A 19,834-nucleotide genomic window follows, 5' to 3' on the forward strand; every position below is an offset into this window, starting at 1 on the left:
AAGGCTTGTCCCATGGGTCAGATTACGCTGCAGGGTGTGCAAAAATCGTTCGGGCCGGTCCACATCATCAAGGGCGCCGACCTCGACATCGCCGACGGCTCCTTCGTCGTCTTCGCCGGTCCCTCCGGCTGCGGCAAGACCACGCTGCTGCGATTGATCGCGGGGCTCGAGGACGTCACCGGCGGCGCCATCCTGATCGACGGACGCAACGTGGTCGATGTGCCGCCGGCCAAGCGCGGGCTGTCGATGGTGTTCCAGTCCTACGCGCTCTATCCGCACATGAGCGTGCGCGGCAACATCGCGTTCGGCCTGAAGATGGCCGGGATCGCCAAGGACGAGATCAACCGCAAGGTCGAGGCCGCCGCGGCGACGCTCAACCTGACGCCCTATCTCGACCGCAAGCCGCGCGAGCTTTCCGGCGGCCAGCGCCAGCGTGTCGCGATCGGGCGCGCCATCGTGCGCGAGCCGAAGGCGTTCCTGTTCGACGAGCCGCTGTCCAATCTCGATGCCGCGCTGCGGGTGCAGATGCGGCTCGAGGTGACGCGGTTGCAGAAGCAGCTCGGCACCACGGCGATCTACGTCACCCACGACCAGGTCGAGGCCATGACCATGGCCGACAGGATCGTGGTGCTGAACGGCGGCAAGATCGAGCAATATGGTTCACCGCTCGAGCTCTATGAGAGGCCGGCCAACCTGTTCGTCGCCGGCTTCATCGGCTCGCCGAAGATGAATTTCGTCACCGGTGAGATCGCGAAGCAGCAGGGCGCCGCGACCATCGGGGTGCGGCCCGAGCATTTGAAGGTCGAGCGCGACGGGCAGGGCGGCTGGCACGGCACCGTCTCGGTAGCCGAGCATCTCGGCAGCGACACCTTCCTCTATGTCGACGCCGGACCGCTGGGAATGCTGACCGCGCGCTATGTCGGCGAGCTCGACCTGCATCCCGGCGACCGGGTGTCGCTGATCCCGGATCCGGCGCGCATCCACCGTTTCGAGGACAGCGGAAAATCGATTCACGCGTAAGGAAGAAGAAAATGTATCTCGAAAAATTCAGGCTCGGCGGCAAGACCGCCATCATCACCGGCGCCGGTCAGGGCATCGGGCTCGCCTGCGCCGAAGCGCTCGCCGAAGCCGGCGCCAAGGTCATCATCGGCGACCGCGACGCCAAGGTCGCCAATGACGCGTCAGCTGCGCTGAAGGCCAAGGGCTTCGACGCCGACATCGCGCTGATGGACGTGACGGATTCCGGCCGCGTCTCCGCGGTCGCCGACGAGCTGGTGCGCAAGTACGGCACGGTCGACATCCTCGTCAACAATGCCGGCATCGCGCGCAGCGAGACGCCGGCGGAAACGGTGACCGACGAGCACTGGCTCAACGTCATCGACGTCAACCTGAACGGCACCTTCTGGTGCTGCCGCGCCTTCGGCAATCACATGCTGAAGGCAAAGTCCGGTACCATCGTCAATGTCGGCTCGATGTCCGGCTTCATCGTCAACAAGCCGCAGGAACAATGCTTCTACAACGCCTCCAAGGCCGCGGTGCATCACCTGACGAAATCGCTCGCGGCCGAATGGGGCGCGCGCGGGGTTCGCGTCAACGCCGTGGCGCCGACCTATATCGAGACGCCGCTGAACGCCTTCGTGAAGAACAGCCCCAAAATGTACGACGCCTGGATCGGCGGAACCCCGATGGCGCGGATGGGGCAGGTCGACGAGATCGCCTCCGTCGTCTTGTTCCTGGCCTCCGACGCCGCGAGCCTGATGACCGGAAGCATCGTTCTGGTCGATGGCGGCTACACTTGCTGGTAGGCTTGCGCGGGGCGATCGTGCTCAACAGCAGATAGAGCGGTCATGCGGCAAGCCAATATCGGGGTGGACGTCGGAAGCACCAGCGCCCGGGCGGGCGTATTCGACGAGTCGGGGAAGCTTTTGGGTTCGGCCCGGCACCCGATCCGGGTCTGGCACGAGCCCGGCGATATCGTCGAGCACTCGTCCGACGACATCTGGGCGGCCTGCGTCGCCTCGGTGCGCCATGCGATGCGGGAGGCTGCGGTTGCCGCCGAAAGCATCAAAGGCATCGGCTTCGACGCGACCTGTTCGCTCGTCGTGCTCGACAGGGCAGGCCGGCCGCTCACCGTCAGCCCGTCCGGCGATCCCGCGCGCAATGTCGTGGTCTGGATGGATCACCGAGCCATGGACGAAACCGAATTCGTCAACGCGACCGGCGACAAGGTGCTGCGCTATGTCGGCGGCGCCATCTCGCCGGAGATGGAGATCCCGAAGATTCTCTGGCTGAAGCGGCATCTGCCCGCGACCTACGACGCCGCCGGGCACTTCTTCGATCTTGCCGACTATCTGTCGTTCCGCGCCACCGGCTCGCTGGCGCGCTCGACCTGCACCGTCACCTGCAAATGGACCTATGTCGCCGGCGAGGGCGGCTGGAGCGATTCCTTTTTCGGGCGGGTCGGCCTCGAGGCGCTCGCGGCCGACCGCTTTGGGCGGATCGGCAGCGAGATCGTGCCGCCCGGCTCGCCGCTCGGCCGCGGGCTGTCCGAGGATGCCGCGCGCGATCTCGGCCTGCTGCCGGGAACCGCGGTCGGTGCCGCCTTGATCGATGCGCATGCCGGCGGCGTCGGCGCGATCGGCGGCCGCGATGGCTCCGGCGCCGAGGTCGAGGTCTGCCAACGGCTCGCCTACATCATGGGAACGTCGGCGTGCATCATGGCGACGACGGTCGATCCCTGCTTCGTGCCCGGCGTCTGGGGGCCGTATTTCGAAGGCATGGTGCCGGGCTTCTGGCTGAACGAGGGCGGCCAATCGGCGGCGGGCGCTGCGATCGATCACCTGCTCAAGTCGCATCCGGCGCATGCCGAGGTTGTGCTCGCGGCGAAGCGCGAGGGCGTCGACGTCATCGAGTACCTCGAGAGGCGGATCCTGGCGCGCAGCGGCAATGCCGGTGCCGCGGCGTTGCTTGCGCGCGACGTTCACGTCCTGCCGGAATTTCTCGGCAACCGTTCGCCCTATGCCGATCCCGGCTCGCGCGCGGCGATCGCGGGGCTCGATCTCGACACCGACGTGTCAGCGCTGGAGCGCCTGTTCATTGCCGGCCTGTGCGGGCTTGCCTATGGCCTTGCCGACGTCATCGATGCCTTGCAGGCGCATGGCGTCAACGGCAAGACCATCGTGATCGGCGGTGGCGCGAGCCGCAGCCCCCTGGTGCGCCAGATCATGGCCGACACGACCGGCTATACGGTGGCGCTGCCACAGACCCAGGAGCCGGTGCTGCTCGGTGCCGCGATGCTGGGCGCGGTCGCCAGCGGTGCGTACAACTCGATCAATGCGGCGATGGCAGGCATGTCGGCGCTCGGGCGGTTGAGCGAGCCGACCAGGCCGGAGCTCGCCGATTTCCACCGCAAGAAGCGCCGCGTGCACAAAATGCTGCGAGAGCTGGACCGCGACAGCCGCGAGGCGATGAGGCGTGCGCCCGGCGAAGCGCCGACGTAAGGTTTGTCCCATGCTGCTGAGTTGCGGAGATGCGCTGATCGATTTCCTGCCGTCGAAGACGGCGGATGGACGCGAGGCCCTGACGCCCGCGGTCGGCGGTTCCTGCCTCAACATCGCGATCGGCAGCGCGCGGCTCGATGTTCCGACCGGCTTTGTCGGCGGCATCTCGACCGACACCTTCGGCAGGATGATCGCCGATCATGCCGCAGAGTCCGGCGTCGATCTTAGCCGCGCCACGCGCAGCAATCGCCAGGCCACGCTGGCCTTTGCGCGCGTCACCGGCACCGAGACGCAATACGCCTTCTACGACGCCGACACCGCATCGCGGAACTGGACCTACCGACGCGATGCGGTCGCGCTTGACGGCATCACCTGCCTCCACACCGGCTCGACCACGCTAGTCCATGACAAGGGTGCGGCGGAGACGCTGGCCTTGATCGAGGATGCGCGGCCGAACGTGACGATCTCGCTCGATCCGAACTGCCGGCCGAATCTCGTCAGGGACGAGGACGCTTATCGCGCGCGCATGCTGGCGTTCTGCGGCAAGGCCGACATCGTGAAAATGTCCGACGTCGACTTCGCTTATCTGTTCGGCGACGAGGCCTACGCTGCAAGGGCCGAGGCCCTGATGTCGGGCGGCGCATCGCTTGTCGTCATCACGCGCGGCAATGATGGCGCCTGCGCCTGGCATCGCAAGACCGGACCGATCGCGGCCGAAGCGCCGGTGGTGAACGTCGTCGATACGATCGGCGCCGGCGACAGCTTTCAGGCCGCGCTGCTCGCCGCGTTGCATCGGTTGGGCCGGATCGCGCGACCGCGGCTGGGCGACGTCTCTGCGGCCGAGCTGACCCGTGCGCTGTCCTTTGCCTGCAAATGCGCCGCCTTCACCTGCACGCGGCCCGGCGCCGATCCGCCGCGGAGCCGGGAATTGCCGGCCGACTATTGGTAGGGCATGCACGGCCTCAGCCGGCGCGGCGTCTCGCGCGATGCCGTCGCTTGACGCTTAGTCTCATTTTGCGTGCTGCGCCTGCGAAGGCAAATCTGCCCGGCGATGCGTGAAGGCGTCCGAAGCACCCGATATCGCTCGGATTTGACGCCAACCCGCGATCCCTGCATTTCGAGCATACGAAGTCATGCTGCTTCGGCTTCGCATTGAGCGCATCGGTTGTCTTTGTGAAAGACCGCGCTAACATCGAACCCATCCATCGATACCTGTCGTCGTCTTTTTTGATCGTCTATTGCAGCGCAACCAGGCCACGCAACGGGTTGCGGGCTCGCCAGGGCGACCGGGCCTCGAAGGGAAGTAGCAGATACGCATCCCTAATATTGCAACCAAGAAATAACGGGGGAAGACATGTATGTGAAAGGGCTTGCGGCATTCGCCGCCGCGCTCGGCGTTGGCCTGTTGTCGGGCGCCGCCATCGCGCAGGAAGTCAAGCAGGAGAAGCAGTCGGTCCTCGGTAACGCCAATGTTTCTCCGGTGACCCAGGAGCAGCTCAACGCCGCCGACAAGAGCACCAGGGATTTCCTCCTCACCAACGGCAACTACGCCCAGACGCGATTCTATCCGGGTAAGCAGATCAGCCGGGACAATGTGAAGGACCTGCACGTCGCATGGATCTTCCAGACCGACGTCAAGGAATCGCTTGAGACATCACCGATCGTCGTCGACGGCGTGATGTTCGTCACGACGTCGTTCAGCCATGTCTATGCACTCGACGCCAAGACCGGTCAGCAGCTTTGGCACTATGCCCACAAGATGGGCCCGATTACGGTTTATTGCTGCGGTCCCAACAATCGCGGCGTGCAGGTGCTCGGCGACCGGGTCTATCTGGCGACGCTCGATTCCAAGCTGATGGCACTGAATGCCAAGACCGGCGAGGTGGTCTGGACCACCAACATCGCCGATCCAGAGCTCGGCTACAGCGAGACGATGGCGCCGACCGTGGTGAAGGACAAGGTCCTGATCGGAACCAATGGCGGCGAATACGGCATCCGCGGCTTCGTGCGCGCCTACGACGCCAAGACCGGCAAGCAGCTCTGGAATTTCCACACCATTCCGGAGAATTCCGTTGGTGTCTGGGCGACCAAGGATGCCACCGGCCGCGACATGCATCGCAATATCCAGGCCGAGAAGGACATGCTCGCCAAGATCGGCGATCCCTATGCCAAGCTCGGTGGCGGCGTGTGGCAGAACCCGTCGGTCGATCTCGCGACCAACCGGATCTACTTCGTCGTCGGCAACCCGTCGCCCGACCTCGACGGCTCGAACCGGCCCGGCGACAACCTCTACACCAACTCGCTGGTCTCGCTCGATCTCGACACCGGCAAGTATGTCTGTCACTTCCAGTACATCGCCCATGACGTCTGGGACCTCGACGCGGTCAGCCCGACGGTGCTGGTCAACGTCAAGGACAAGAGCGGCAAGACGATTCCCGGCGTCATTCATGCCGGCAAGACCGGGCACATCTATGTGCACGATCGCAAGGACTGCAGCCTGATCCGCTTCTCCGAGGCGATGGTGCCGCAGGAGAACATGTGGGTGCTGCCGACCAAGGAAGGTGCGCGTATGCTGCCCGGCGCCAATGGCGGCGTCGAATGGTCGCCGATCGCGACCGATCCGGGACAGGAGCTGGCCTACGCCATCAACCTGCACCAGCCGATGACCTACCACGTCGAGAGCTCGGCCTATCCGAACGGCAAGCTGTGGCTGGGCGGCGCCTTCAAGGTGATCCCGGGCGAGAAGCAGGCGGGCAACATCACCGCAGTGAACTACAACAACGGCAAGATCAAATGGCAGGTCAACACGCCCGAGCCGATGATCGGCGGCATCCTCGCCACCGCCGGCGGCCTGGTCTTCACCGGTGAAGGAAACGGCAAGTTCGCGGCCTACAATTCGTCGAACGGCAAGGAGCTGTGGAGCTTCCGGGCCGGCGCCGGTGTCAACGCGCCGCCGTCGAGCTACATGGTCGGCGGCAAGCAATATGTCGTGGTCGGCGCGGGCGGTAACACCCAGCTCGACTACAAGCGTGGCAACAACATCATCGCCTTCACGCTCGACTGAGCCCGGGCCTGATGCATCAGCACGCGTGCGAACATTGACGGCGAGGCGGGACCGGTTCGGTCCCGCTTCTGTTTTCTACGGATGAGCAGATGTTCAGTAGATTGATGATTTGCGGCGTCGCGCTGCTGCTGATGGCGGTACAGGCGCGCGCGGAGACGATTGAAGACAAGGTGCAGGTCTGCACCGCCTGCCACGGCGAGAATGGCAAGCCGGTCGACAAGACCATTCCGACGATCTGGGGCCAGCAGGCCGGCTATCTCTACATCCAGCTGCGCGATTTCAAGCGCGGCGATCGCAAGAGCGAGATCATGCAGCCGATCGCGGCGCAGTTCGAGCGCGACGACATGCTGGCGATCGCGGAATATTTCTCGCAGAAGCCGTGGCCTGACCTCGGCCAGCCGCGCGCGCCCAAGGACGTGGCGGAGAAGGCGGTCAGTGCCAGCCGCTCGGTCGGCTGCCCGGCCTGCCATCTCGATCGCTTCCAGGGCGACGGCACGGTGCCGCGGCTGGCCGGAATGGGACGGGATTATCTCGCCAAGACCATCGCCGATTTCCGCACCCGTGCGCGCGGCAACAATCCCGGCATGTCCGACCTGATGCTGGCAACGTCGCCCGACGATCTTGCCGCGCTGGTGGACTATCTGGCGGGGCTGTGAGCGGCGGGCAGGTTTACCTCTCCCGCTTGCGGGGGAGGTCGCATCGCATCGAAGATGCGATGCGGGTGGGGGCTCTCTCCACCAAATGATTCGTGGAGAGAGCCCCCACCCCAACCCTCCCCCGCAAGCGGGAGAGGGGGCGCACTGCCCTCGCGTCAGCTAACGCGGCGTCAGCTCCTCGCGCAGCGCCGACAGGATGGTGAGATCGGCGGCGTGCTTGCCGGCCTTGTCGGCCAGCGCAGGGTCGGCGCCATGTGCCAGCAGCGTCCTGGCAATCGCCGGATGATTGCCTTCGGCGGCGATCATCAGCGCCGTGCGGCCGCGCGCATCGCGGTCGTCGACCTTGGCGCCGCCTTCCAGCAGGTACGTCACGACCTCCAGCGCCTGCGCCTCCGGCACGGTCTCATCCGGCCCGGCCGCCCACATCAGCAGCGTCAGATCGTTGGCGTAGCGCGCATTGACGTCGATCTCGCGCGCGAGCAGTTGCTTGACGATGCCGAGCTGGCCGCCGGCCGCGGCATAGACGACCGGCGGCTTGCCGGTGTCGTCGGCCTTGCGGCCGTCGGCGCCGTGCGCCAGCAGCATGCGTACCACCATGTCCCTGCCGGCATAGGCCGCGGCCGCGACCGGGGAGGCGCCGCTGCGTCCGGTGAGATTGACATCGGCGCCGCGGTCGAGCAGCCGCTGCACGATCGCGACATGGCCGCGCTCGGCGGCAAAATACAGCGCGGTCGATCCCGCGAGGTTGCGCGCGTCGACCGGCGCGCCGCGCGCCAGCAGCAGGTCGACCATCGCAAGATGGCCGGAGCGGGCGGCGTGGCTCAGCGGCCTTGCGCCCAGCCGGTCCCGCGCATCGACCGAGGCGCCGTGATCGAGCAGCTCGGTGACAAGGTTGATGCAATCGGCATTGGCGGCCGCAAACAGCGACAGCGAGATCTCGATCGCGCTGAGCCGGGCCTTGTCGGTTTCGTATTTGCGGATCAGCTCGCGGCACCGCGCCGGATCGGCCGCCGCGAGGCTGCCGTGCACGCTGCCGGCAACGATCAGCGCGGCGAGGGCAATGCGGCGATACAAGACATGCTCCTCCGTATGGGGAATCGAGCGTCGCATGATCCTCCGTCGCTGCCAAGCCGCGCGGCCGGGAACTGACTGCCGGCACGCGGCAGGCCATGCGCCGTCGCGGCGCCGCGGCGTTGCGCCATGCGTCCGAGCCGATGGACTTGCCGCATGCCGCGCGGCACGATGCGGGCGTCGACCATGTCTGACGCGAGTCCTTGCCCGAATGAGCGACGATCTGTGTCTGCTGTCTGCCGTTGAGCTTCGTGGGCGCATCGCCCGCAAGGAGGTTTCGCCCGTCGAGGTTACGCGCGCGGTGCTTGCCCGTGCCGAGCGGCTGCAACCCGAATTGAACTGCTTCATCACGCTGTGCGGCGATGCGGCGATGGCGCAGGCGAAAGCCGCCGAGCGGCAAATCACGGCTGGCGAGCCGCTAGGTCTGCTCCACGGCATCCCCTTCACCGTGAAGGATATCGTCAACACCAAAGACATCCGGACGACCTTCGGCGCGGTGCCGTACCGGGACAACGTGCCCGACAATGACGCCGTCGCGGTGGCCCGCCTCCGTGCCCAGGGCGGCATATTGATCGGCAAGACCACGACGCCGGAGTTCGGCAGCAAGTGCCTGACCGATTCGCCGCTGTTCGGGCGGACGCGCAATGCATGGAGTGCCGAGCGGTCCAGTGGCGGCTCCAGCGGCGGCGCGGCGGTGGCCGTCGCGAGCGGCATCGCGCCGCTGGCGGTTGCGACCGATGGCGGCGGCTCCACCCGGATTCCCGCCGCCTGCAACGGCGTGGTCGGAATCAAGCAGAGCAACGGGGTGATCCCGCATAGCCAGGTGCAGGACGCGTTCGGCAACCAGACCTATGTCACGCCGACCACGCGCACCGTTGCCGATACGGCGCTGATGATGCAGGCGATGGCGGGAGAGGATCCGTCGGACCCCTGGTCGATCGGGGTGCCGGCGCCCGATTATCTCGGGCTTGCCGCGCCGCGCGGCGACCTCAAGGGCCGGCGGGTGCTGTTCTGCGTGTCGCCGCCGGGGCGTCCGGTCACATCAGATGTGGCTGCGGCGTTCAAGGCAAGCCTCGACCGGCTGGCGAGCCTCGGCGCTGAGCTCGAAGAGTTTTCCGGCGACGGCTTTGACATCGAGCCGATCTGGCGTGCGATCAATCACACCGTCTGGCGCACCCGCTTCGAGAAGCTCGCGGCCGATCATCAAAATGATCTCAGCGCAACCTTCCTGAAGCAGCTCGCGGTGGCGGCGCAGGTCAGCGGTGTCGACTACCAGCGGGCGATGTTCGAGCGCACCGCGCTGTTCCGCCGGGTGCAGTCGTTGTTCGCGCGCGGCGATCTCCTGGCGATGCCGACCTTGACCAGGTCGGCGCTGCCGATCGACCAGGATTTGTTCGGCACGATCGAGATCGACGGCCGGAGTTTCGACAGCGTGCGGCCGCACTGGTTTCCCTGGACCATGCTGTTCAACATGACCGGTCATCCCGCCGTCAGCATCCCCGCAGGTTTCGGCCGCGACGCCCTGCCGATCGGACTGCACCTGGCCGGCCGCTTCCGGGCCGATGCCGAACTGTTGCGCGTTGCAGCGTTGTTCGAGGCGGCGAGCGACTTGCTTGGTCGCTGGCCGGCCTGATGTTGTCGGCGACGCTGATCGTCGCCGGTTCAGCCGGTCTGCCCGGTGCTCGCATTGGCGACGGCGCGCGCGACATTGGCGATCACCTCGTTGCACTTCTCCATGGGGGCACTTGCCCCGGTCAGGTAAACCGTCACCACGATCGGCTTGCGGCCGGGCGGCCAGAACACGCCGATGTCGTTGTAGGTGCCGCGCTCGCCGGTGCCGGTCTTGTCGGCAACCCGCCAGTCGCGGGGCACGCCGGCACGCAGCCTTGCGTCGCCGGTCTTGTTGGCGACCATCCAGTCCACCAGCTTCTGGCGCGAGACGGTCTGCAGAACGTCGCCGAGCACGACGCGCTGCAGGTTCTTCAGCATCGCCACCGGGCTCGTGGTGTCGCGCGGATCGCCTGATACCCCCTCGTTCAGCGCCAGCTCCCAGCGATCGAGCCGGCTCACATTGTCGCCGATGGTGTGGAAGAAGCCGGTCAGGCCGGCTGGCCCGCCGATCTCGCGGAGGATCATGTTGCCCGCAGTGTTGTCGCTCCTTGTGATGGCGGCCTCGCAAAGCTCGGCAAGCGTCATGCCCGAGGCGACGTGCTCCTTGGTGACGGGCGAGTTGGCCAAGATATCCTTGGCCTCGAACCGGATTTGCTGATCGAGGCTGGATTCGCCGCGGTCGACCCGGTGAAGCACCGCAGCCGAGGCCAACGCCTTGAAGGTGCTGCACATCGGGAACCGCTCGTCGCCGCGCCGGCTCGCGCGCAATCCCGTTTCCATGTCAAGCGCGGCGACGCCGAGCCGGCCGCTGGTCGCCAGCTCGATGCGGGCAAACTCCTGCTGCAGCTGCTGCGCCGGCTCGCTTGGTCCTGCCGCTGCGCCTTGCCGCGGCAAAGTGCAGGACACCGCAAGGCCCAGCGCGCGCAATCCAAATGTCCGTCTCGTCAGCATGTCGAATCTCCCGTTGGCGGCGCGAACCTGCCTGGCGGCGTGACGGCGCACAAACAATCATTTATACAGCGAGACATGAGGAAAACTTGGTCATGACGCCGTGCGCCGGCATCTCCCGCTGAACGCGCTGCGGGCCTTCGAGGCCTCCGCGCGGCTGCTCAGCTTCACCCGCGCCGGGATGGAGCTGCGTGTGACGCAGACCGCGATCAGCCATCAGGTCAAGCAGCTCGAGGATCTCCTGGGCACGAGCCTGTTCCGCCGGCTGCCGCGCGGGCTGGTGCTCACCGACGAAGGGCTGGCGCTGCTGCCGGTGCTGTCAGACGCGCTCGACCGGATCGGGGCCGCGATCGACCGCATCGAGGCCAAGGGCACGCGCGAAGTCGTCACCGTCGGCTGCGTCACGACGTTCGCGACCGGTTGGCTCTTGCAACGGGTCGACCGCTTCAAGCGCGCGCATCCCTATATCGATTTGCGTCTGCTCACCAACAACAACCGCGTCGACATCGCGGGCGACGGGCTCGACCTCGCGCTGCGCTTCGGTGACGGCTCGTGGCACGGCACCGAGGCGATCCATCTGTTGTCCGCGCCGCTCTCGCCGGTGTGTTGCCCCGACGCGGCCGATCGGCTGCGCAAGCCGTCCGATCTCGCGCAGGAATTCTTGCTGCGCTCCTACCGCGCCGAGGAGTGGCCGCTATGGTTTGCGGTCGCCGGCGCGCCGTGTCCGAAAATCCAGGGACCGATCTTCGACAGCTCGGTGGCGATGGCCGAGGCCGCCGCGCGCGGCGTCGGCGTCGGGCTGGTGCCGATCGCGATGTTCGAAAATGAGCTGGCCTCCGGCCGGCTGCTGCGGCCGTTCGCTGCCGAGGTCCCGGCGGGATCCTATTGGCTGACCTGGCTGAAGTCGCGCGAGGTGACGCCGGGCATGCGCGCGTTTCGTGACTGGCTGCTCGAGACGCTGCGGACGGAGGCGAGCGAGGTGGAGGACGCCGTTGCGCCTGCACCGCGGCGGAAGATCAAGACAAAGGCCAGACCAAAGCCGCGGACCAGGACCAAGCGGCGATAACGTCTGACGACGTAATTTCAACTATCGTCGCCACTATTTCGGAATTATCGAATAATGCCGCTGATTTGCCCGACATGTCAAGTGCCGTGTCGGACGCCCGCAGCCGCCGGCTACTTTGCATGGGGTTGTTTTCGATATTTTTGGCGGTGCGCTCCCGCGCCGGCTGGCTATCGCATCTGGCGCGCGCCTTACGCCAGATGGCACGCCACGGAATGCCCGTTCCTGCCTTCCAGCAGTTCCGGTGCGGTCTGCCGGCAGCGCTCCTCGGCGATCGGGCATCTCGTGTGGAAGTGGCAGCCCTTGGGCGGATTCATCGGGCTCGGCACGTCGCCCTTCAGGCGGATGCGGTCGCGCTTCGCCTTGGGATCCGGCACCGGCACCGCCGAGAGCAGCGCCTTGGTGTAGGGGTGCTGCGGATTGCGGTAGAGATCGCTGGCCTTGGCAAGTTCGACGATGCGGCCGAGATACATCACCGCGACGCGGTCGGAGATGTGCTCCACGACAGAGAGATCGTGGGCGACGAACAGATAGGTGAGGTTGAGCTCGGCCTGCAGATCCTCGAGCAAATTGATGACCTGGGCCTGGATCGAGACGTCGAGCGCGGAGACCGGCTCGTCGCACACGATCAGCTTCGGCTCCAAGGTCAGCGCGCGGGCGATCGCGATGCGCTGGCGCTGGCCGCCGGAGAATTGGTGCGGGTAGCGGCGCATGTGCTCGGCCTTCAGCCCGACCTTGACCAACAGGCTCGCGACGCGGTCCTCGCGTTCGCTGGCCGAGGTCACGAGATTGTGGATGATGAAGGGCTCGCCGAGGATCGCGCCGACCGTCATACGGGGGTTGAGTGAGGCGAACGGATCCTGGAACACCAGCTGCATGTTGCGCCGCATGGCGCGCAGGTCGCCGCCACCGAGGCCGGTCACGCTCCGGCCGTCGAACACGATTTCGCCCGAGGTCGGCTCGATCAGCCGCAACACGCAGCGGCCGGTGGTCGACTTGCCGCAGCCGGATTCGCCGACCAGCCCCAGTGTCTCGCCGCGGTTGACCGAGAACGACACGCCGTCGACCGCATAGACCTGGCCGACCTCGCGCGAGAGCAGGCCGCCCAGCACCGGAAAGTGCTTTTTCAGATTGGAAACCCGCAGCAGCGGCTCGCTCATGACGCGTCTCCGAGGTGGCAGGCCATGCGATGGCCGGGTGCGATCTCGCGCAGCCTCGGCTCCTTTTCGGTACAGATGCTCATGGCGTATTTGCAGCGGGCAGCAAAACGGCAGCCGGGCGGCGGGTTGATCAGGATCGGCACCGAGCCGCCGATCGCTTCCAGTCGCGTCTTGTGCTCGGCGTCGAGATCGATGCGCGGGATCGAGCGGATCAGGCCCTGGGTGTAGGGGTGGCCGGGATTGCCGAACAGTTCGTCGACCGGCGCCTCTTCCACCACCTTGCCGGCGTACATCACGACGACGCGCTGCGCGGTCTCGGCGACCACGCCCATCGCGTGGGTGATCAGCATCACCGCCATGCCGAAGCGTTCCTTCATGTCCTGCAACAGGTCGAGGATCTGCGCCTGGATGGTGACGTCGAGCGCGGTGGTCGGCTCGTCGGCGATCACGAGCTTGGGGCGGCACGCCAGCGCCATCGCGATCATCACGCGCTGGCGCATGCCGCCCGAGAACTGGTGCGGATAATGATGCACGCGGCCCGCGGCGTTGGGGATCTGCACCAGCTTCAGCATCTCGATGGTACGCTCGAGCGCCTGCTTCTTGGTCACCGCCTCGTGGCGGTGCAGGCTCTCGGCGATCTGCTCGCCGATGGTCAGCACCGGATTGAGCGAGGTCATCGGCTCCTGGAAGATGAAGCCGATCTCCTTGGCCCTGATGTCGTCGAGCTGATGGCTGGTCAACGGCACCAGGTCGCGGCCCTCGAAGATGATCTCGCCTTCGACGATCTTGCCCGGCGGCATGGCGATCAGCTTCAGGATCGACATCGCGGTGACGGTCTTGCCGCAACCGGATTCGCCGACCACGCACAGCGTCTCGCCGCGGTTGATGCTGATGTCGACGCCGTCGACCGCCTGGAGGATGCCGTCGTCGGTGCTGAAATGGGTTTTCAGGCCCTTGATGTCGAGCAGCGCCATCAGATCACCTTGCGCGCGTCGAGCGCGTCGCGCAGCCCGTCGCCAATGAAATTGATGGCAACCACCGCGATGAAGATCGCGCCGCCCGGAAACAGCGCCCAATGCGGGCCGATGTCGAGGAAGTCCTTGGCGTCATAGAGGATGCGGCCCCAGGTCGGGGTGTCCGGGGGGAAGCCGAGGCCGAGAAATGACAGTGTCGATTCCGCGATGATGGCGGCGGCGACGTCGATCGTGCCGGCGATGATCACGGGTCCCAGCGCGTTGGGCAGGATGTGGCGCACCACCTGGCGCACCGGGCTCGCGCCGAGCGCGCGCGCCGCCTCGACGAATTCCTTCTCGCGCAGCGACAGGAACTGGGCGCGCACCAGGCGCGCCACCGGCATCCAGCGCAAGCCGCCGATCACCAGCACGATCAGGATGAAGATGCCGCCCTCCGGGCCGAACATCGCCTTCAGCCCGTCGCGGAACAGATAGATCAGCATTAACAGCAGCGGCAGTTGCGGCAGCGACAGGAACAGATCGGTCAGCCACATCAGGGCGTAGCCGAGCGCGCCGCGCGACATGCCGGCGAGCGCGCCGATCAGCGTGCCGACGAACACCGAGACCAGCATCGCGGCGAGGCCGACCGCGAGCGAGATGCGCCCGCCATAGATCATGCGGGCGAGCAGGTCCTGGCCGAGATCGTCGGTGCCGAACGGATGCGCCAGCGACGGCCCCTGCAGGCCGGCCACGACGTCCATGTCGCTGATCGAGACGCGCCAGACGAACGGGCCGATCACGACGGCTGCGATCAAAAGCAGCAGCAGCACGGCGCTGACCACGGCCGGCCGGTGCCGGCGGTAGCGCCGCCAGGTTTCGCGCCAGGGCGAATAGCCGCGCCGCTCAGCGGAAGGAGATACGAGGGTCAAGCCAGCCATAGAGGACATCTGCGATCAGGTTGAACAGCACCACGAGACACGCAAAGACGAAGGTCACGGCCATCACGACCGGCGTGTCATTGGCGAGGATGGAGGAAATCAGCAGCGAGCCGATGCCGGGAATCCGGAAGATCTGCTCGGTGACGATGGCGCCGCCGAACACGGCAGGCATTTGCAGCGCAATCAGCGTGACGACCGGGATCATCGCGTTGCGCATCACGTGCTTGACGATCACCTTGGCCTGCCCGAGCCCCTTGGCGCGGGCGGTGGTGACGTAGTCGAGCCGGATCACGTCGAGCATTGCCGAGCGCACGAAGCGGGTCATCGACGCCGCCTGGAACAGGCCGAGCACCATCACCGGCATGATCGCCTGCCGGATCATCTCCAGCAGCCAGGGAATGCCGCTGCCCGGCACGTCGGTGTAGACGAAGGGCAGCCAGTCCAGCTTCACCGAGAACACCAGGATGAACAGGATGCCGGTGAAGAAGGTCGGCAGCGAGAAGCCGATGAAGGCGAAGGTGTTGGCGAGCTGGTCGAAGATCGAGTAGGGCCGGGTGGCGGCATAGACGCCGACCGGAATCGCGATGAGCAACGCCAGCAGCTGGGCCGAGCCGATCACGTAGAGCGTGGTCGGCAGCCGCTGCAGGATCAGGGTGTCGACATTGATCCGGCTGACAAAGGAGAAGCCCCAGTCGCCCTGCGCCATCGCCGCGAGCCAGTGCAGGTAGCGAAGATAGATCGGGTCGTCGAGGCCGAACTTGGCGCGCAGCGCGGCCTGCACCTCGGGCGGAACGTTCGGATTGGTCGCGAGCTCGCTGAACGGATCGCCCGGCGCGAGCGCCAGCACCACGAACAGCACGAGCGAGATTCCGAGCAGGCTCGGGATCGCGATCATCAGGCGACGCAGGATATATTGACTCATCGAGAGATCATCTAACTTACGCTCGCACCTTGAGCACGTTGATCTTGCTTCCAGTCGAAAGGCGAGCTTCACCTCGCCCCGCGTGCGGGGAGAGGTCGGAATTCAAGCGCACCTTGAATTCCGGGTGAGGGGGACTCTCCACGAACTCATCTTCCAACGCATTTGCGGATAGAGCCTCACCCCGACCCTCCAAGAGCGAGCTCCGCTCGTCTCGACCCGTAAGAACGAGGAGAGGGAGAAGAGTGCCCGTTCGATTCCGAGCACGTCACATCTCAGGTTTCACGATACCAGTCTTGCAGATTGTCGGTCTGGTTGGCCCAGCCGGAGAGCGCGGGCCGCACCGTGTTGGAGCAGGCTTCCACTGCGAGGCGGTGCATCACCGGGATCACCACCGTGTCCTGCCACATCAGATCGTTGCACTTGATGTAGAGCTCGGCCCGCTTGATCGGATCGGTCTCGGTATCGGCCGCCTCGATCGCGGCGTCGAAATCCTTGTTGACCCAACGCGGGAAGTTCTGCCCTTGCCACTTGTTCTCCTTGGTCGCGACATTGCGCGACAGATAGCGGCGCATGTGCAGGCCCGGGTCGGGTTGCGTCATCGGGATCTGGAACATCTCGATGTCGGCGTAGAACTTGGAATAGGTGTCGGGGTTGGCGACGTCCGAGGAGAAGAACACCGAGGCCACCACCGACTTCAGCTCGACGTCGATGCCGGCCTTCTGGCAGGCCTGCTTGACGATCGCCTGGGTCTTCTGCCGCGGGCCGTTGATCGAGGTCTGGTACAGGAGCTTCAGCTTCTTGCCGTCCTTCTCGCGGATGCCGTCGGAGCCGACCTTCCAGCCGGCCTGTTCGAGCAGCGCGCTCGCCTTCTCGACCGAGAACTCCCATTTGGTGTTCTTGGAAACGAACTCCTCGGGGCCGTTGAGATAATTGGCGGTGGTGCGGCCGGCGCGGCCGTAGATCACCTTCTTGACGGAGTCGCGGTCGACTAGCAGCGCCAGCGCCTTGCGCACCGCCGGATCCGACAGGATCGGATGCTTGGTCTTGATCGACGAGCGTTCGCCGTCGACCTCGGTATTCGGGTCGGTGAAGTTGATGGCGATGAATTCGATGTCGCCGCCGACGGCATAGAGCGTCTTGCCCTTGCCGCCCTTTTCCAGCCGCAGCAGCACCTCGTCCTCGACCTGGATGTTCCAGGCGAAATCATATTCGCCGGTCTGGATCACCGCGCGCGCCGCCGACACCGCATCGCCGCCGCCCTTCATCTCGATCGTGTCGAAATAGGGCCGGTTCGGCATGTGGTAATCGGGGTTGATCTCGCCGCGCACCAGATCGCCCGGCTTGAACTCGACGAACTTGTAGGGGCTGGTGCCGACCGGCTTCAGGTTGTTCGGCGCCTCGCGCGACTTGCTGCCCTTGTACTCGGCGAACAAATGCTTCGGGATGATGCAGCCATAGGCGCCGACGAACGCGTTGGCCCAGAACGGCGTCGGATCCTTGAACTTGATGCGGACCGTGAGGTCGTCGACCTTCTCCACGGTCATGCCGGAATAGGTGCCGCTCGAGACCGCCGCGGTCGCGGGGTCGGTGGCATATTCCCAGTTGAACACGACGTCGTCGGCGGTGAAGGGTTTGCCGTCATGCCATTTGACGCCGGGCTTGAGTTTCCAGACCACCGTCTTGGCATCTTTGGAAAGTCCGCCGTTCTGGATCGAGGGGATTTCGGCGGCGAGGATCGGGTTGAGATGGCCGTCGACGTCCCAGCTTGCCAGCGGTTCGTAGAACAGCCGCGAGCCGTCCTGGTCCTTGGTGCCGGTGGCGAAGTGCGGATTGAGCAAGGTCGGGCCCTGCCACCACAACAGCTTCAGCGGACCGCCGCCGCCGCGCTTGGTCGGCTTGTAGGGATTCGGGCTCTGCGCCATCGCGACGCCGCCGATCGCAAGAATCTGGTTGGCCATCGGCGCGGTGAGGCCGACGGCAATCATTCGCTTGACGAAGGCGCGGCGATCCATCCGCCCGTCCTTCACGTCGTCGATCATGCCACGCAGATTCTTGTCGAACATTGTCCCCTCGGTCCGGCTCAATTGGCTATTGCGGCGGGCCGTGGAACCGGCCGCCGTGTTGGCGGCAGGATGGCACACCGAATGATCGCGAAGGTCAACGCCTCCCGCCCTTCAGCGCCTAGGTCTTTTGGCTATCGCTTGTGCAGAACCTCCCCCCGCCGCACATCGGTTCAGCAGATCGGCGCCAAAAGCGCGCCCTGGCGCGCCTCGCAGTGCGGAAAATTTGTTCGTTATCCTTTGTTCCGAGATGCTTTTTTGCCACGCAGGCCGGAGTCCGCGTCTGAAGCGATCCCTCCCCAACCCGTCATGCCCGGCCTTGTGCCGGGCATCCACGTCTCCGTTTCCGCGTGAGAAAGACGTGGATGGCCGGGACAAGCCCGGCCATGACGATGCGGATATGCGATTGCTTGATCCCGGAGAGCAGGTCCGGCCTCAATGCGGCTCTCAGGCGATCGACATGTCCAACGGCGGTGCAACATTCGCCGGCAGCGGACTGACATAGGGCGTTCTTGTGATCCGCTTCTTGAGGTCGGCCTTGGCGGCCGCGATCAGTTCCGGCTCCATCAGCGCCTTGACGCCGAGGCCGGCCATCGCCTTGGCGGCCTGCACCATCGCCTTGTGCGCGGCCGGCGTCTTGCCCTGCGCCACAACCTGCCAGGTGTGGAACGGCGTGCCGATTGCAACCGTCGGTGCATGAACCTGCACCGTCGGCACCACCCAGCTGACGTCGCCGACGTCGGTCGAGCCGATCAGCGGATTGCGCTTGGCGTCGATCGGCACCAGGAAATCGGCGAGCGGCCGGTCGGTCGGCTCCATGCCGATCGCGTAATAGACCGAGGCGATGTCCTTGTCAGTCAGGGTCGCGCGGATCTTGCCGGCGAAATCCTTGTCGGCATCGTCGAAATGCGGCGGGCCGAGCTCTTCCATAATCCGGTGCAGCGTCTGTTCCAGCGGCGTGTTGGGCAGGATGTTGGAGACCGCGGAGATGATCTTCATCTCCACCTTGGTCTCGGTCATCAGCGCCGCGCCCTGCGCGATCTTGTGCACGCGCTCGACCAGCTCGTTCATGCCGGGCAGGTCGCGGGCGCGGATCGAATAACGCACCCGGGCATGGGCCTGCACCACGTTGGGCGCGATCCCGCCGGTGTCGAGCAGCGCGTAGTGCACGCGGGCGTCGCTCGGCATGTGCTCGCGCATGTAGTTGACGCCGACATTCATCAATTCCACCGCATCGAGCGCGCTGCGGCCGAGATGCGGCGAGGCCGCCGCATGCGAGGTGCGCCCGGTGAAGATGAAGTCGGCGCGGGTATTGGCGAGCGACGGTGTCACCGCCACCTCCCAGAAACTGTGCGGATGCCAGGTGATGGCGATGTCGGCGTCCTCGAACGCGCCACAGCGCACCATGAAGGCCTTTGCCGCGCCGCCTTCCTCGGCGGGACAGCCGTAATAGCGCACGCGGCCCGGCACCTTGTTGGCCGCAAGCCAGTCCTTCACCGCGGTCGCGGCGAGCAGCGCGGAGGAGCCGAGCAGATTATGTCCGCAGCCATGGCCGTGGCCGCCGCTCTCGACCGGGCGATGCTCGGCGATTCCGGCCTCCTGGCTGAGACCGGGCAGGGCGTCATATTCGCCGAGGAAGGCGATCACCGGGCCGCCTTCACCCCATTCGCCCATTACCGCGGTCGGGATGTCGGCGACGTTCTCGGTGATGCGGAATCCCTGATGGCGCAGTTCGGCCAGATGTTCGGCGGATGAGCGCGCCTCGGTGTAGCAGACCTCGGGCATCGCCCAGACCCGGTCGCTCAATTCGATGAAACGCGGCTTGATCGCGTCGACGCCGCGCCAAACATCACTACGGTTGTCCATTTGCTCCGATCCTCAACTAGGG

At 65.8% G+C, this 19,834-nt stretch carries 16 protein-coding genes; 8 read left to right on the plus strand and 8 right to left on the minus strand.

All coding sequences use genetic code 11. The features are described 5' to 3' along the window. The first annotated feature begins 12 nt into the window (after positions 1 to 12). The 6 genes from JEY66_RS11565 to JEY66_RS11590 all read left to right on the plus strand — a co-directional run bounded on the left by JEY66_RS11565 (position 13) and on the right by JEY66_RS11590 (position 7,220). Complete coding sequence (locus tag JEY66_RS11565; protein ID WP_018273321.1) at positions 13 to 1,020, plus strand: ABC transporter ATP-binding protein; 1,008 nt, start codon at positions 13 to 15, stop codon at positions 1,018 to 1,020. Between the two features lie 11 nt (positions 1,021 to 1,031). Further along, positions 1,032 to 1,805, plus strand: a complete 774-nt coding sequence (locus JEY66_RS11570; RefSeq protein ID WP_016840865.1) for an SDR family NAD(P)-dependent oxidoreductase — start codon at positions 1,032 to 1,034, stop codon at positions 1,803 to 1,805. Positions 1,806 to 1,847: 42 nt separating this feature from the next. Further along, positions 1,848 to 3,500, plus strand: coding sequence for an FGGY-family carbohydrate kinase (locus tag JEY66_RS11575; protein ID WP_018273320.1), 1,653 nt, complete (start codon positions 1,848 to 1,850; stop codon positions 3,498 to 3,500). A 10-nt stretch (positions 3,501 to 3,510) separates the two neighbouring features. Beyond that, positions 3,511 to 4,449, plus strand: coding sequence for a carbohydrate kinase family protein (locus tag JEY66_RS11580; RefSeq protein ID WP_016840871.1), 939 nt, complete (start codon positions 3,511 to 3,513; stop codon positions 4,447 to 4,449). A gap of 405 nt (positions 4,450 to 4,854) precedes the next feature. After that, on the plus strand, positions 4,855 to 6,564 hold the full coding sequence (locus JEY66_RS11585; RefSeq protein ID WP_018273319.1) for a pyrroloquinoline quinone-dependent dehydrogenase: 1,710 nt from the start codon (positions 4,855 to 4,857) through the stop codon (positions 6,562 to 6,564). 89 nt (positions 6,565 to 6,653) lie between these two features. Next, positions 6,654 to 7,220: a c-type cytochrome gene (locus JEY66_RS11590; RefSeq protein ID WP_125459396.1), complete on the plus strand. Its 567-nt coding sequence runs from the start codon at positions 6,654 to 6,656 to the stop codon at positions 7,218 to 7,220. 159 nt (positions 7,221 to 7,379) lie between these two features. On the opposite strand, the gene JEY66_RS11595 is transcribed toward JEY66_RS11590, so the two are convergent. After that, positions 7,380 to 8,294 carry an ankyrin repeat domain-containing protein gene (locus tag JEY66_RS11595; protein WP_018273317.1) on the minus strand — a complete coding sequence of 305 codons (915 nt, stop codon included), beginning with the start codon at positions 8,292 to 8,294 and terminating at the stop codon, positions 7,380 to 7,382. A 208-nt stretch (positions 8,295 to 8,502) separates the two neighbouring features. Between JEY66_RS11595 and JEY66_RS11600 the strand changes: the two genes are divergently transcribed. After that, complete coding sequence (locus tag JEY66_RS11600; RefSeq protein WP_018273316.1) at positions 8,503 to 9,924, plus strand: amidase; 1,422 nt, start codon at positions 8,503 to 8,505, stop codon at positions 9,922 to 9,924. A gap of 29 nt (positions 9,925 to 9,953) precedes the next feature. Here the strand turns inward: JEY66_RS11600 and bla are convergent, their stop codons facing one another. Continuing rightward, positions 9,954 to 10,853 (minus strand): class A beta-lactamase, encoded by a 900-nt coding sequence (gene bla, locus JEY66_RS11605; RefSeq protein ID WP_063709273.1) that lies wholly within the window; start codon positions 10,851 to 10,853, stop codon positions 9,954 to 9,956. 100 nt (positions 10,854 to 10,953) lie between these two features. Here bla and JEY66_RS11610 point away from each other — a divergent pair, with 100 nt between their 5' ends. Then, positions 10,954 to 11,916 (plus strand): LysR family transcriptional regulator, encoded by a 963-nt coding sequence (locus JEY66_RS11610; protein ID WP_016842732.1) that lies wholly within the window; start codon positions 10,954 to 10,956, stop codon positions 11,914 to 11,916. Between the two features lie 188 nt (positions 11,917 to 12,104). On the opposite strand, the gene JEY66_RS11615 is transcribed toward JEY66_RS11610, so the two are convergent. From JEY66_RS11615 to JEY66_RS11640, 6 genes are all read right to left on the minus strand, one after another. Next, positions 12,105 to 13,073 carry an ABC transporter ATP-binding protein gene (locus JEY66_RS11615; RefSeq protein ID WP_018273314.1) on the minus strand — a complete coding sequence of 323 codons (969 nt, stop codon included), beginning with the start codon at positions 13,071 to 13,073 and terminating at the stop codon, positions 12,105 to 12,107. Then, the gene (locus tag JEY66_RS11620; RefSeq protein ID WP_085964974.1) at positions 13,070 to 14,050 is read right to left on the minus strand and encodes an ABC transporter ATP-binding protein; all 981 of its coding nucleotides are present in this window, start codon (positions 14,048 to 14,050) and stop codon (positions 13,070 to 13,072) included. Before JEY66_RS11620 ends, JEY66_RS11615 begins: the two co-directional genes overlap by 4 nt. Then, on the minus strand, positions 14,047 to 14,964 hold the full coding sequence (locus JEY66_RS11625; RefSeq protein ID WP_018273313.1) for an ABC transporter permease: 918 nt from the start codon (positions 14,962 to 14,964) through the stop codon (positions 14,047 to 14,049). The genes JEY66_RS11620 and JEY66_RS11625 overlap by 4 nt, the downstream gene beginning before the upstream one ends. Then, positions 14,930 to 15,886, minus strand: coding sequence for an ABC transporter permease (locus JEY66_RS11630; RefSeq protein WP_016842735.1), 957 nt, complete (start codon positions 15,884 to 15,886; stop codon positions 14,930 to 14,932). Before JEY66_RS11630 ends, JEY66_RS11625 begins: the two co-directional genes overlap by 35 nt. A 272-nt stretch (positions 15,887 to 16,158) precedes the next feature. Next, positions 16,159 to 17,949 carry a peptide ABC transporter substrate-binding protein gene (locus JEY66_RS11635; RefSeq protein ID WP_018273312.1) on the minus strand — a complete coding sequence of 597 codons (1,791 nt, stop codon included), beginning with the start codon at positions 17,947 to 17,949 and terminating at the stop codon, positions 16,159 to 16,161. Between the two features lie 444 nt (positions 17,950 to 18,393). Then, positions 18,394 to 19,812 carry a M20 family metallopeptidase gene (locus tag JEY66_RS11640; protein ID WP_018273311.1) on the minus strand — a complete coding sequence of 473 codons (1,419 nt, stop codon included), beginning with the start codon at positions 19,810 to 19,812 and terminating at the stop codon, positions 18,394 to 18,396. Between the last annotated feature and the right edge of the window lie 22 nt (positions 19,813 to 19,834).

The organism is Bradyrhizobium elkanii USDA 76 (genome assembly GCF_023278185.1).
Taxonomy (GTDB): domain Bacteria; phylum Pseudomonadota; class Alphaproteobacteria; order Rhizobiales; family Xanthobacteraceae; genus Bradyrhizobium; species Bradyrhizobium elkanii.